Below are 13730 nucleotides of genomic sequence, written 5' to 3'. Positions count from 1 at the left end.
GTCAATTCCCGCCTCTCTTTTTCTTCTTCCACTCTGCCAGACTCCTTGCAGCCAGAATCAACGTCGATAACAATACCAGAAGTGACGACACTGCAAACGCCGCCGTTGTATTGAACTCATTGTAGAGAATCTCCACATGGAGAGGGAGGGTATTGGTCTTGCCCCGCAAATGCCCGGATATGACAGACACGGCTCCAAATTCCCCCATCGCCCTTGCCCCGCACAGAATCATCCCGTACAGCAACGCCCATTTGACATGGGGGAAGGTAATCTTCCGAAAGATCGTGAATCCCTTTGCCCCCATCAATGCCGCCGCTTCCTCCTCGTCTTTTCCATAAGCGTTCATCACCGGGAACAGCTCGCGGAACACAAAAGGAAATGTGACAAATATTGTGGCAAGAATCACGCCTGGTACTGCAAAAACAATTTTGATGTGATGCGCTTTCAGGAAACCTCCCATCCATCCGATATTCCCGAACGTCAGTATGAAGACTAGTCCTGCGATAACCGGGGATATGGAAAAGGGGATGTCAATCAAAGCGGCCAATACCTGCCGTCCTCTGAAATAAAACTTAGACAACAGATAAGACGCGAATAGTCCGAACACCGTATTGACTGCCACGGCAGATACCGACGCCAGCAACGTCAGCCCCAACGCCTTTATTGCATATATGTCTGTTATGCTCTGCCGGTACGCAGTCCAACCGTCTTTCAAGGCATTCACAACTACCACAATCAACGGCAAGACCAGCATTACAAATAAAAACAACCCACTGACAAAAATCAAGACATATTTCACAATCGGATTTGTATTCCTTTTTCCTACTGCCATATACTCAAAACCTTTCCCAAAATATCAATATTTCATAACGAAACATTTGCTGCCAAATCCTGAATTACAGACACCGTCATAAATTTCTCGTAAATCTCTGCATCGAAATCTGAATGGAATTCATGATTAACATCATAATAAAAGACAACAGCAGCAATACCAGCGCAATGGCGGTCGCATCCGTATACTTGTATTGCTCCAGCTTCTCCATAATCAAAAGCGGCGCAATCTGTGTCTCATAAGGGATGTTTCCTGCAATAAAAACCACGCTCCCGTACTCCCCGATTCCCCTGCTAAACGCAAGCCCAAAGCCGGTAATCAATGCCGGAAACATCTCCGGAAGCGCCACCCTAAGAAAGGTATATCCCCTTCCCGCCCCCAACATCGCCGCTGCTTCTTCATACTGCCCGTCCAACTTTTCTAACACTGGCTGCACAGACCTGACCACAAAGGGAATCCCCACAAAAATCATGGCAATGGTAATCCCGATTCTGGTATAGGCAATGGTAATCCCTCTCTTAGCGAAATATGCGCCAATCCATCCCTGGTCGGAATAAAGGGAAGTCAGAGAAATTCCCGCCACGGCAGTAGGCAGCGCTAAAGGCAGTTCAATGATTCCATCCATCAGCCGCCTTCCGGGGAAATCATATCGTACCAGCACCCATGCAAGCCCCATGCCGAACACAGTATTGATAAGCGCCGCCCAAAAAGCACAGGAAAGACTGACCCTGTACCCAGCCATAACCTGACGGGATGTAACCACTGCTGCAAACTCTGAGAATTCAAGGCGGCCAGCGCTTAGAAAAATGGAAGCCAGCGGTATCAATACAAAACATCCAAGCATGGAAAGAGTCGCTCCAAGAGACAAGCCAAAACCCGGAATTACCCGAACACCTCTTTTGTTCTTAACCTTTACAATCTCCTCCATAAAATACCCTTTCCTGGCAGTATTGTCTCACTTATTCGCTGTAGATTTGGTCGAAAACCCCGCCGTCCTCAAAATAGGTCCGATACGCCTCGTCCCACCCGCCAAATTCATCTATGGTCACAAGATTCATCCCCAAGTCAAACTGACCTGAGAATTCCTGCAAAATCTTCTCATCAGAAGGCCGGTAATAATATTTCCCTGCCAATCTCTGCGCCTCATCGCTGTACAGATAACCCAGATATTCCTCTGCGATTTCTTCGGTTCCATGGGCTTTCACATTCTCATCCACCACCGCAACGGACGGCTGTGCTAAAATACTGACAGAAGGCGTCACAATCTCATAGGCGTCCGGATGTTCCTTCATGGAGAGATACGCCTCGTTTTCCCACGCAACCAGCACATCCCCCTGACCATTTTCTACAAATGTATTGGTTGCGCCCCTTGCCCCGGAATCTAACACCAGTACATTCTGATACATCCTTTTCATAAAATCTTTCGTTGCCTCCTCGTCGCCTCCGTCCCGCTCCTGCCAGTATGCCCATGCGGCAAGAAAATTCCAGCAGGCTCCCCCTGACGTTTTGGGGTTCGGCGTAATGACCTTTACATCTTCCCGCACAAGGTCATCCCAGTCCTGAATATTCTTGGCATTCCCGCTGCGCACAAGGAACACGATGGCAGAGGTATATGGAGAACTGTTCTTTTCATATTCCTCCATCCAGCCGCCGTCAATCATTCCTGCTTCCTCAATCATCGCAATATCATGGGCAAGGGCCAGCGTAACCACATCTGCCTCGTTTCCTTCTATCACGGAACGCGCCTGAGAGCCGGAGCCGCCGTGGGACTGTGTGACATTGATACTCTGCCCCTTCTTTTCTTCCAAATATGTACAGAATAGTTGGTTATACTCTGCATAAAACTCACGGGTAGGGTCGTAAGACACGTTTAAAAGTTCTGTCTGAGAGTCTTCCCCTCCTTGGCATCCTGTCCCGCAAAATATGATAAATATTGCCAATATGAAAACAAATATAATTTTTTTCTCCTTCATAAATGCTCCTTGATGATTCCATATACCGACTCCGGGACAACAGTTCCATGGAATACGCTGTTTTTGTCCTGACAAAACATTCCGCTAATTCACCATTTTCATATAAAACAGGGAGACTTTGATAGTTCGTACCTTCAAAGAAATTCCTCACTTCTTCCATATATCCCTTGTGAAACAGAATCTTTTTGAACTCCTTGTTTACCTGATAATTTTCGTTACCGGAACACTTCTGGTAATCACTGACAGAAATAATCCCGGTTATCTTTTCCTCCCTGTTTTTTACAAATACCGTTTGCCCGATTCGGAAAAACAGTCCTAATTTCTCATTCAGATTTTTTTCGTATTCATACACAGAAAAACAATTATCTTTTGATATTCTAACGTAACCCATTGCTCTCCTTCTTGGCGATTGTTCTCAGAATGGTTTCTACCGCTGTATCCAAAGATTCTCCTTCGGTATTCATCACAAGGTCTGCATGCTCTGGCTCTTCATAAGGACTGGAAATTCCCGTAAAGTTTGGAATCTTTCCTTCCCTTGCTTTCCGGTACAACCCTTTTACATCCCTTTCTTCACATACCTCCAATGGAGTATTGACATAGATTTCTACAAAATTTTCTTCTCCGATAATTTCCCTTGCAATCCTCCGGTCGTTTCGGTAAGGTGAAATAAAAGAAACTAAAACAATCAACCCTGCGTCATTCATCAGCTTTGCCACCTCTGCAATCCTGCGGATATTTTCAATCCTGTCCTCCGGTTCAAAACCTAAGTTCCGATTCAGCCCCATCCGGATATTATCGCCGTCCAAGAGCATGGTATACTTTCCGCCAAGGCTTAACCGTTTCTCGGCTTCATTCGCAAGGGTAGACTTTCCTGATCCGGAAAGTCCGGTAAACCACAGGGTCAAAGGCTTCTGTCCCATTCTCTCTGCGCGGATTTCCCTTGTCAGGTCTAATTTCTGCCACACAATATTTTCCGACCTTCTCAATGAATGTTCCACGACACCGCAGGCAGAAGTCATATTGGTGACGCGGTCAATCAGTATGAAACTTCCCATGCTTTTGTGCTTCTCAAAGGTATCGAATACGACTGGTGATGAGGCGGCAACATCACAGACCGCCATCTCATTTTTATACAATTTTGAGGTGGCAATCTGCTCTCCCGTATTGACGTCAATCCGGTACTTGATTTCCATGACTGATACGGGAAGCATCTGGGTTCCAATCTTAATCAGGAAATTCTTTCCCTGTCTTAACTCCATGTCGTCCATCCAAAGTATTTTCGCCGTAAACATGCTGCTGACGATTAATTCTGTATCCTTCGCCAACACACAACCTCTGGAAATATCCACTTCTCTGTTAAGCGAAACCGTTACAGCCTGACCTTTTTTGGCCGTATTCATTTTCTGGTCTGCCGCGAAAATAGCCTGAACCTTCACACGCTCCCTGCTTGGAAGAACCGTAAGTTGGTCGCCTACGCTCACAGCGCCCCCTTCAATCTGCCCCTGAAAGCCCCGGAAAGACTGATTGGGCCTGCATACCCTCTGGATTGGCAGGATGAATCCCTGCTCCTTCGCCCCGTCTTCTATCTGTATGGTTTCCAGATATCCCAACAGCGTTTTTCCCTTATACCATGGCATGGCCCAGGAACGGGAAGTGATATTATCACCTTCCGTAGCCGAGACAGGCATCAGCTCAACATTACAGAGGTTCAAATCAATTGCAAGTTTTCTGATTTCTTTTTCGATTCTGCAGTAGGCTTTTTCATTGTAATGAAGTAAATCCATCTTATTTACCGCAAATAGAAAATGCCGGATTCCCATAAGGCCGCAGATTCCTGCATGGCGTCTCGTCTGTGCCAGAATCCCCTTGGTGGCGTCTATGAGAATCACCGCCAAATCTGCGAAGGAAGCCCCCACCGCCATGTTTCGGGTATACTCCTCATGCCCCGGCGTATCCGCCACAATAAAACTTCTCTTCTCCGTTGAAAAATACCGGTATGCCACGTCAATCGTAATTCCCTGCTCCCGTTCTGCCATCAATCCGTCCAGCAAAAGCGAGTAGTCCGTTTTCCCCGCCCGGCTTCCCACCCGGCTTTCTAACTCCAAGGCATGTTTCTGGTCAGCAAACAACAGTTTTGCATCATACAGCATGTGCCCAATCAATGTAGATTTCCCGTCGTCCACACTTCCGCAGGTCATAAATTTCAGCAATCCATCCATCTAAAAATATCCCTCCCGCTTACGCCGCTCCATACTTCCGGCTCCTTCATGGTCTATCACCCGGCTCGTTCGCTCGGAAGTGACGGCTTGCAAGGTTTCTTTTACAATCCCATCCAATGTATCTGCCGTGGACTCAATCCCCCCTGTCAGGGGATAACAGCCAAGAGTCCGAAAACGGACACTCTTATGCTCTATGTTTTCCCCCGGAAGTAACCGCATCCTGTCATCATCAACCATGATGATGTTCCCATCCCGGAATACTACCGGACGTACCTTTGCGAAATACAGGGGAACGATTTCAATCTTTTCTCTGGCGATGTACTGCCAGATGTCCTTCTCCGTCCAGTTAGAAAGGGGAAATACCCGGATACTCTCTCCTTTATGGAGCTGTGTATTATATAGCTTCCACATCTCCGGTCTTTGGCTTTTCGGTTCCCATGCCTGTGCCTGATTTCGGAAGGAAAAGATTCTTTCTTTTGCCCTGGACTTCTCCTCGTCTCTCCTTCCTCCGCCAAATGCCGCCGTGAATCCGTAGGCCTCCAATGCCTGCTTCAAAGCCTGGGTCTTCATGATGTCCGTATAAGCCGCGCCATGGTCGAAGGGATTAATACCTTGCCTTACTCCTTCTTCGTTGGTATAGACCAGCATTTCGATTCCATGTTTCTCTGCTATACGGTTGCGAAATGCAATCATTTCCCTGAATTTCCATGTGGTGTCAATATGTAAAAAGGGAAACGGAGGCTTCTCCGGATAGAAGGCTTTCATCGCCAGATGCAGCATAACGGAGCTGTCTTTTCCGATGGAGTAGAGCATAACCGGTTTCTCACATTCTGCCGCTACTTCCCGCATAATATAGATTGCCTCTGCCTCCAACGCATCCAGATGGGGATGTAATTTTTGTCTGTCCATTTTACGTCCTCCTGTCAATCATACCTTGCCCATGCCAAGCATAGTGTTCCAGATTTTATTTCCCAGATTTTTCTTTCCGGAACCATCTGATATGTAAGCTTCCCTCAATTTTAAGCATTCCAAAAACTCCTGCAACTTTATGGGCATTTCATAGACAGGTTGTTTCAGAAGCTCTTTTCTCACTACATGCAAATATTCCTGTAACTCTATTTCGTTCACTACGATAAGGGGATTTTTTTCAATTCTGCCGCTTTCTTCGATATAGCGTAACAGATGCCGTCCCATTGGCATAAAGCCGTACCAAACTCCATTAGATATCTGTTTCCAAAAAAATCTGTCGGCATATTCGATATGATTTTCCTCTAACAGCGGCAAATCTGGAAATCTTTCTTTTTCGTCCGCCAACGGCGTTCCCTGAATTTCAGATGGATGATTTACATGGGTTACTTTTAACGACTGAAAATCAAATTTTTTGGCTGATTTTTCTTCCTCTTTAAATCTAAAAAACATACTGTCTTCTCCCACTGTCACTGTTTCTATGAGAGAAAATGGTTCTTCCTTGCTTCTAATCTCTATGGAAGATATGGTTCGGTCTGCCCTGTTCAAAATATGCAGATGCCCGCCTCGCCATGGGCAAAAATACACTTTTTCATCCCTGATGAAAATCTCCTTATGTACATTTATCTCTGAAAATTTCTCGTTTTCAAAGTTTCCATAAAAAAATGTTTTTCCCGTTTCAATCTCAACCTCGAACAGTCCATTATAAAACCAATTAGAAAAATAAATATATCCGTCTGCATAAACAAAATTATGGCAGCTAATCCTATCTAATACGTTCACTGATTCCATTTTCTTAAAAAAATTTCCTGCTCTTCTTTTGAATAAAAATGCTCCATATATGGATGATTGCAATAATAATACTCGATATACTCTGCCGGAAGCTTCATTCTTTTCTTTACCTCTTTATAAATATGGGCGTATTCTTTCCGCTCACCTACATTATCATTTTGCAGTTCAAATTCGGAAACACCTGCAAAATCTCTGATAACGTTCTCTAATTCTGTGATTTTTTCTATTTTAAAAAGTAGGATTTCCGCATTGTCAGATGAAATGATTGTGTATCCTTTTTCCTTGTCAAAGGGGTAATCCAATACATTGACACCGCATAATTCTCTTAATTCTTCCTCAAACCATTCAAATAATCTGTTCTGAATCTTTCCCATCAATTCAGAAACAGCTTGCAAAAATGTTTTTCCTTTTCTTAATCTTTCTGCAAAAAAACGGTCGGCAACACCGCTTCCAATCCATTGAAACACGGTGGATAAATCGGTCGCGATTGGTTCTCTTATCATTGTTATGATTTTCTTACCTTTCATCCTATTTTTTATAGAATCCACATAACCGGGAAAATGGGAACTAAACACGTTTGTATTCTTTATCAACTCTTCGTGATTTTCACCCAATATCAATTCCCCAATCATATCGTTTTTGAAAAAGAATCTATGTACATGCGCATTCTTGACTCCCTCATTCCATAGACTTTTTACGATAGTTGAGGAGCCTACTTTCCCGTTTTGATAGACTAAAATAGGATATCTACATGCATTTTTTACAACATCTCCCCGCATTTTCAATTCTCTGTACCACAAGGTAAACCGTTCTGCATCGGATTCTATATCTACTGGTTTATTAATTGTATATTTCCATATTAATTCTGTCGCAAAGGCAGAAAATCCTCCCCCTGCGTACATCAATGTCTGTTCGATTTCTCTTCTCATATCCGCATTTTCCACGGCAATAATAAACAATACATTTTCTTTGTTTTCGATCTCAGCGATGGAAAAAACTATTCCGCCCATCCATTCCATATGGCGCTTTCCGGCATCCCGGTCACAAAAATCGTATCTGGTGATTCCCAAATCCCGGAGCATCTTTGCTATTCTTTTCCCATAATTCCCGGCTCCGTAGATGATGATTTCCTTGTCCCTCAGAGATTCTCTATCTTCTAACACAGCATAATCCATATATTTTTTTTGTGGGATTACAATTTCTTTCCTGTATTGTTCTTCCAGTTCAGGTAAATCGGCTTTTCGCTCCTGTCTTGTCACCAATATTTCATATAAATCAATGAGAAATTTTTCCTGCGTGTTCCGGACATCTTCACATGAATAATGGGAATGGCAGTATGCATGAGTTACAATCTGATTAAACTCCTGCTTCAAACCATTGTCCGGTTTACGGCCGAAGATCTGGCTGAATGATTCAAATACCTTGGAATTGTCCAGAATCTCTCGGTAATCTACCAACAGATATTTCTTATTTCTGAGAAACCTTAATATGCTGAGATTATAATGGCTCCACAGCAAGAGACTATGCTTGCTGGTGTATCCATCCCGTTTCCTTAGGGACTCCATTACTTCTAAAGGGTTCCGAAATATCCATATATATGCAGTTTCAACCTCCAGCCCATCTAAAATTTTCTCCCATAACGGAAGCAATACCGATATCCGTGGGTCTTTTATGGCAACCGTATCGCTTTTCAAAAGTAATCTTTGGACAATCGCTTTTAATTTTTCTATCTTTTTGATGATCTGCGGATGATGATAATCCGGTTCTGCCAAAGTCAAGCTGTACCATTCTCTTCCGCATAAACGTAATATTTCATCATTGGTCTTTGTGATCTCAATATTTTCAAAGAACCCGCCCGGATTGTCCCTTGCGGCGCCCATTAATTCTGCTTTTTCTCCCAAGTAGGCGCCCATATGTTGGCAGAGCTGCGCCGCAACGGATGTTCCGCTTCTATGCATTCCTGCTATGATAACAACCTTTTTCATTTATCAGTTTTACTCCTTATACTTGCTTTTTCTGCGTGCTTTTAATTTAATATAGTACATATACTATATATTTTTGTTCAAATAAGACACATTGGTCATCTCTTATGTAATCGATGATGCAGATTATCTCCGCTTCGCTCCCCGCTACATCATATCTTGTCACCAACCGTAGGTTGATGACCTGCGTGCGCATCAGCGCACTTCCTCTTGTCTTGTCACCAACCGCAGGTTGATGACCTGCGTGCGCATCAGCGCACTATACATTCCCATGTTCGCGAGGTCTTGGCATACCCAATACGCAACGTTCTATTGCCTTCTAATGCCGACTTTTATTTTTTATATCATGAATACGCTCCCCAGTCCTTTCGGTGAAATACCGGCTTACCGCCGCTATTCATCTAAGCAGCTATTCTTATGACCTTTCTCCTTATTTTTAAGCAGTTTAATACAATACTCCATCTCCGAGTCCGCGCTTTTTCGCATTCTTTGCCGCATTGATTTTCTCCTCTGTCTGGTATCCGCAGGCTTCACATAGGAATATCCCTTCCCGTTTTTCCCCCAGGCGCCCGCATCGACTGCATTCCTTACTGATATCTTTTCCGATTACTTCCACAATCTCTACCGAATGCTCGCGGCATTTCTGCGTGAATCTGCTGCGGATATATCCTCTCTGCCACAGAGTGTTGTAATGATTCAGCTTCTTGCTTACTCCTTTTCCGCCTGGTTTGGGAAGCCGGGGGATATAGACGATTCTGGGTTTCTCTGTCCTAAGAAAACGGTTCAGCTCTTGGTTAATATAGCTATGGAGCCGTTCCTCATACCGCTTTTTCTTATTGCGATACTTTATCCTTCCCGGATTGTCTGCCTTATTTCGCATGTAACTCCCCGTCTGTTTCCGAATCCAGTCCGCATACTCTGTCTGGTAACTTCCAAGCATTTCTCCGTACCGATTTCCCCCGTCTGTCGTAAACATCGTACACATTCCCACTGACACGCCTACTTGGTTCGTATAATCTGCATGTTCACGGACTGCCGTCTGAATTGGAACTTTAATCTCTATACCTGCCTTGTCCGGATACAATTTTATATATAGCTGAGATTGGTACTGGTTATGATCCGTCAGCGGTATGAAGACCCGTTTCCGCTTCTGCTTTACGGAAATGTAGATTCCGTGGTCTGCATAACGGTACGCCCTCTCGGCTATGGAAAATCCTGCCGCAATATCCGTATGCAGCTTTCCAAGGTGTCTGCGTACCTGCCTGCAAAGATAGTTGTGGAGCTTTTTTACCTCTACTTCCCTCGCCAACAAATCATATTGCTTCTGAAGCTCCGGTTTCAATACGACTTGCTTCTGGTTTAATACCGCCTCAAACCCATTGTTGACTTTCAGTAAAAAACGGAGGTAGTGCTTTTCTTTTTCCGTGAATCCGTCGTTGCGTCCTGTCAATTTCAGGATTTTTGATTTCGTATCTGTCCACTGGCATTTTATATCTCCCAATGCGTCAAAAATGGCAAGATAATAATATACAGATGGAATTCCAAGCCTTTCCCGCAACCCGTCCTTCGTCATCTCGTTCTGTACCGTATACCCGGGGTAAATCTTTGACAGGCTGCCGATACCTCCGTAACGCTGGTATATGTAATTCTTTACTGTGCGGTAATCCTCTGCGACTTCCTGAAGTTTTTTCATATCATCTGCGCTGACAGGCTCTCTGTTGTGCTGGCAAACTGTCTTACACAATTTTTTTTGATTCATCTTCATTTCATAAACCTGTACCCAAGAGGTACACCGTAATACATGCCTTAGGGCGGACGCCCTCCATCAAAATATTTTTTATGTATTGCTGAATCCTGATTCCGAGATTTGACAGATTTCACAGATTACCCCAATCTATGAAAAATTTACCGTCAGCTCTGATTACATCGTACTTTCTATTCCTCCTGACCCACAAAACGACCATAAATAGCCGACACGGAATTCATATGCTGACGCTTCGTTTCCGCCGTGGGATGTACGTAACGGTTCAATGTGATTTTCACATCTGAGTGACCTAAGATTTCACTGAGACATTTGATATCCATCCCGCTGCTGACGCAGTTTGTCGCAAAAGTATGGCGCAAAATATGAAAATTTTTCTTTTTCACATTGGCGGCCTCAAGGTATTTTCGGAACTTATTCTGATATGTCCGCGGCTCCATAGGCTTGTCTTTATTGATGACATATTCCCCGTCGTTGTCATAGCAGCGGAGCAGTAATTTTACAAGTTCATCCGGCAAAGGGATTTCTCTCTTTGAACATATACTTTTCGGCTCTCCTTCTAACAGCGTCGTCCTGACGTCGCATCCCTCCACTGCAATCCGCTGTACGGTCGTGTTCACCTGTAACATTTTTCCAGCAAAATCAATGTCATTCCATTTGAGGGAACAGATTTCCCCTAAGCGCAATCCCGTGGAAATGCAGATGATAATCCCCAGTTTACAGGCATCCATCCCATCATACAGGCATCGCAGAAGCCGCTCTTGTTCTGACAGGTTCAGAATCTCCACCGGTTTCGTAAAGGTTTTGCTTCTCGGGCTGGAATATCTGAGTGAAGGAACCTGATAATGGAGAACCGCATAAGAAAGTATCTGATTCAATACACATGAGATACTTTTGTGCAGGCTGTCGGACATCATCTCCGACTTTTCATTTTGAAATACTCCTATTACCGTTTCCTCTGTAAGCTCAGAAAACAGAAGATTTCCTAGCTTTTCTCGAATATGGGTCTCATAAATAATACGGTATTTTGTATAGGTTGCATGTTTTTTCTGATTCCTCGTGGCTTGCAGCCATTCCTCTGCCACAGTATGGAAATAAACCGCTGTATGGCATTCTTCTTCTTTTCTCTTCTTTGCAGACAGCTTTGCTTCGGACAGCTTTTCTTTTACTTCACCGTACGTCTTTGCGTAAACAGAATGAAGGACGCTCCTGCCGCTTTCCGGCTCCTGCGTGTAGTATCTTCCCTCCCAACGTCCATCTTTTCTTTTTCTTATGTTTTCTCCGCGTCTCGGCATTTCCAGAATCCCTCCTGACCATTATTTTGACCACAAATAGAAATAGGTCTGTTGTTTTCATGTGTATTTTGCGCTATATTTATACAGAATTCCTATAAATCTGTGAAAAATTTTTACATTTGATTGACAAACCCATGGTTTGAAAGTATAATAATGCAAGCGGAAGGGATTGTATGAGATTTTTTATATAGACATTCTTTCGCAGATTGGGGTAATCTGCGAAAAAAGATACAAAAGAAGGGGCAAAAGCGAATGCTTTTGCCCCTTCTTTTGTATCTTCATGCATGAAAACTCAACTCTATACAACTACCTCTAATATCCTTTTCCCGTCACAGATACTCTCAATTATCCCTGTCTGTTTATTTTTGTTAAAATTAAACGTCAATAAATACCCTCTGTCAAGACGATACTGTTCCAGATATCCCGCAAGCTGGGCTTTCCCATCATAATTGTATTGCCTGCCTCTCCACAATTTCATCTCAATCACAAACTGTTTTCCTTTATAATCAACGATCACATCTGTCCTTGTCTTATCACGGGTCTGTGCTTCAATATAATAATTTCCCATCCCATTGATGATTGGACGAAGAAACATAAGAAAAACCCGGCGTCCATCTTCCTCCAAAAATCTTTCATCCGCCTGCGCAAATACGCTTTCAAAATATTCATAAAATTTTCTCATTACAAGTTCCATTTGGAGCATTCCATGGGCGACTAACTGATTCCTTCCATACTCTGGCTCAGGCAATTCCTTGAGACTACTCTCTTCTTCCGATAAGAAAAAGTTATAAAGCTTCGTCTCAAAAATACGGTTTGCAACACACACGGCCTGTTCCTGTTCCTTCAAAAATCCAAACATGACTCCTAGCTGTATCACTGGAGCATCTGTCTCAAAGGTATATCTTCTCCCTTGAAATAGAATATTTTTCAACATCATGCTTAATTTCGGATATTCATACAGATGCTTGAGCATATCATCAAACAGTGTGTTCGGCTCTTTTAGAATCGTACGAACCGCCTCCAATACCCCCTGTTTGCTCCATGCGGCTTTCTTGTCCGGACAGACCCAACCTCCGGCAACCCGTTCGTCAATCAACTGACAAAGCCTTGATACCAGGTAAGGATATCCTGACGTATATTCGTAAAGCATCTGGCTGATTGCCCTCACATCCATGCCTGTATGCCAGTCTTCCTCATACATGTCCAGCATCGATGCAATCTCATTTGCGGAAAAACTCATATCCACCAGAAAATCTGCCGCTATGTTCCACGGACTATTATTCTTCCCTTCATCTTCCGGATGCAGCTTCAACTTCAAATTCTTAATATCATAGACGCCGGCCAATATGACTGATTGAAAGGTAACATCTCTGCCAACCAACTGCTTTTGGTACTTTTCCCGCAAAATACTGAGAAATGAAAGAAAAATCTGATTGTCTGAACTTTTGTCAACCTCGTCTATCATTAAAATAATCTCTTTGGGACATTGCCTGCATAAGTTACTGATTTTTCTCCCCAACTCCCTCATCGGGAACCTGTCCGAGACAGGCTGATTCCACTCATCAATCATTTCCGAAGAAACATCCTGCTCTCTCAAGGCATCGCTGATATCCATGATAAGTCCTTCCACAAGATTCGGCAAAGACTTGAAATATTCATCGGCTGCTTCAAAACTAAGGTGCAGTATCACATATCGTTCCCTTAACCGCTCTTCCAACAAATACAGCGTCGTAGTCTTTCCATACTGCCTTGCCTGATTTATCGTAAAATAATATCCACGCTGGATATAGTCTGTAATGATCGTATCAATTTTCTCTGAGGTATCTACCATATAATGCTTTTCACGGACACAATTACCTGTTACATGAAACCGTCTCATACCACACCGCCTTTTCCAAACCATTTCAGG

General features: G+C 43.6%; 10 protein-coding genes. All 10 read right to left on the bottom strand.

From position 1 onward, the window contains the following. Position 1 precedes the first annotated feature (1 nt). Positions 2-832 carry a sulfate ABC transporter permease subunit CysW gene (cysW, locus tag AC6I3O_RS08565; protein WP_497850525.1) on the bottom strand — a complete coding sequence of 277 codons (831 nt, stop codon included), beginning with the start codon at positions 830-832 and terminating at the stop codon, positions 2-4. A 76-nt stretch (positions 833-908) separates the two neighbouring features. Next, the gene (cysT, locus tag AC6I3O_RS08560; protein WP_497850524.1) at positions 909-1760 is read right to left on the bottom strand and encodes a sulfate ABC transporter permease subunit CysT; all 852 of its coding nucleotides are present in this window, start codon (positions 1758-1760) and stop codon (positions 909-911) included. Between the two features lie 31 nt (positions 1761-1791). Continuing rightward, on the bottom strand, positions 1792-2805 hold the full coding sequence (locus AC6I3O_RS08555) for a sulfate ABC transporter substrate-binding protein (RefSeq protein WP_497850523.1): 1014 nt from the start codon (positions 2803-2805) through the stop codon (positions 1792-1794). Between the two features lie 377 nt (positions 2806-3182). Next, positions 3183-5024, bottom strand: a complete 1842-nt coding sequence (gene cysC, locus AC6I3O_RS08550) for an adenylyl-sulfate kinase (RefSeq protein ID WP_497850522.1) — start codon at positions 5022-5024, stop codon at positions 3183-3185. Then, positions 5025-5933: a sulfate adenylyltransferase subunit CysD gene (gene cysD / locus AC6I3O_RS08545; RefSeq protein ID WP_497850521.1), complete on the bottom strand. Its 909-nt coding sequence runs from the start codon at positions 5931-5933 to the stop codon at positions 5025-5027. An 18-nt stretch (positions 5934-5951) separates the two neighbouring features. Beyond that, positions 5952-6782 (bottom strand): hypothetical protein, encoded by an 831-nt coding sequence (locus AC6I3O_RS08540; protein WP_497850520.1) that lies wholly within the window; start codon positions 6780-6782, stop codon positions 5952-5954. Then, positions 6770-8767 (bottom strand): putative capsular polysaccharide synthesis family protein, encoded by a 1998-nt coding sequence (locus tag AC6I3O_RS08535; RefSeq protein WP_497850519.1) that lies wholly within the window; start codon positions 8765-8767, stop codon positions 6770-6772. Before AC6I3O_RS08535 ends, AC6I3O_RS08540 begins: the two co-directional genes overlap by 13 nt. A gap of 442 nt (positions 8768-9209) precedes the next feature. After that, positions 9210-10523: a zinc ribbon domain-containing protein gene (locus tag AC6I3O_RS08530; RefSeq protein ID WP_497850518.1), complete on the bottom strand. Its 1314-nt coding sequence runs from the start codon at positions 10521-10523 to the stop codon at positions 9210-9212. 176 nt (positions 10524-10699) lie between these two features. After that, the gene (locus AC6I3O_RS08525) at positions 10700-11821 is read right to left on the bottom strand and encodes a tyrosine-type recombinase/integrase (RefSeq protein WP_497850517.1); all 1122 of its coding nucleotides are present in this window, start codon (positions 11819-11821) and stop codon (positions 10700-10702) included. Positions 11822-12119: 298 nt separating this feature from the next. Continuing rightward, positions 12120-13700: an ATP-binding protein gene (locus AC6I3O_RS08520; RefSeq protein ID WP_497850516.1), complete on the bottom strand. Its 1581-nt coding sequence runs from the start codon at positions 13698-13700 to the stop codon at positions 12120-12122. Positions 13701-13730: the final 30 nt, after the last annotated feature.

The sequence above is a fragment of the Sporofaciens sp. St.21A7 genome (assembly GCF_059728535.1).
This window is presented reverse-complemented; position numbering and strand designations above follow the sequence as displayed.

What these genes read in the sequence shown, in the direction of transcription:
- cysW (WP_497850525.1), bottom strand. Translation starts at nt 832, where the DNA reads ATGGCAGTAGGAAAAAGGAATACAAATCCGATTGTGAAATATGTCTTG.
- cysT (WP_497850524.1), bottom strand. Translation starts at nt 1,760, where the DNA reads ATGGAGGAGATTGTAAAGGTTAAGAACAAAAGAGGTGTTCGGGTAATT.
- AC6I3O_RS08555 (WP_497850523.1), bottom strand. Translation starts at nt 2,805, where the DNA reads ATGAAGGAGAAAAAAATTATATTTGTTTTCATATTGGCAATATTTATC.
- cysC (WP_497850522.1), bottom strand. Translation starts at nt 5,024, where the DNA reads ATGGATGGATTGCTGAAATTTATGACCTGCGGAAGTGTGGACGACGGG.
- cysD (WP_497850521.1), bottom strand. Translation starts at nt 5,933, where the DNA reads ATGGACAGACAAAAATTACATCCCCATCTGGATGCGTTGGAGGCAGAG.
- AC6I3O_RS08540 (WP_497850520.1), bottom strand. Translation starts at nt 6,782, where the DNA reads ATGGAATCAGTGAACGTATTAGATAGGATTAGCTGCCATAATTTTGTT.
- AC6I3O_RS08535 (WP_497850519.1), bottom strand. Translation starts at nt 8,767, where the DNA reads ATGAAAAAGGTTGTTATCATAGCAGGAATGCATAGAAGCGGAACATCC.
- AC6I3O_RS08530 (WP_497850518.1), bottom strand. Translation starts at nt 10,523, where the DNA reads ATGAATCAAAAAAAATTGTGTAAGACAGTTTGCCAGCACAACAGAGAG.
- AC6I3O_RS08525 (WP_497850517.1), bottom strand. Translation starts at nt 11,821, where the DNA reads ATGCCGAGACGCGGAGAAAACATAAGAAAAAGAAAAGATGGACGTTGG.
- AC6I3O_RS08520 (WP_497850516.1), bottom strand. Translation starts at nt 13,700, where the DNA reads ATGAGACGGTTTCATGTAACAGGTAATTGTGTCCGTGAAAAGCATTAT.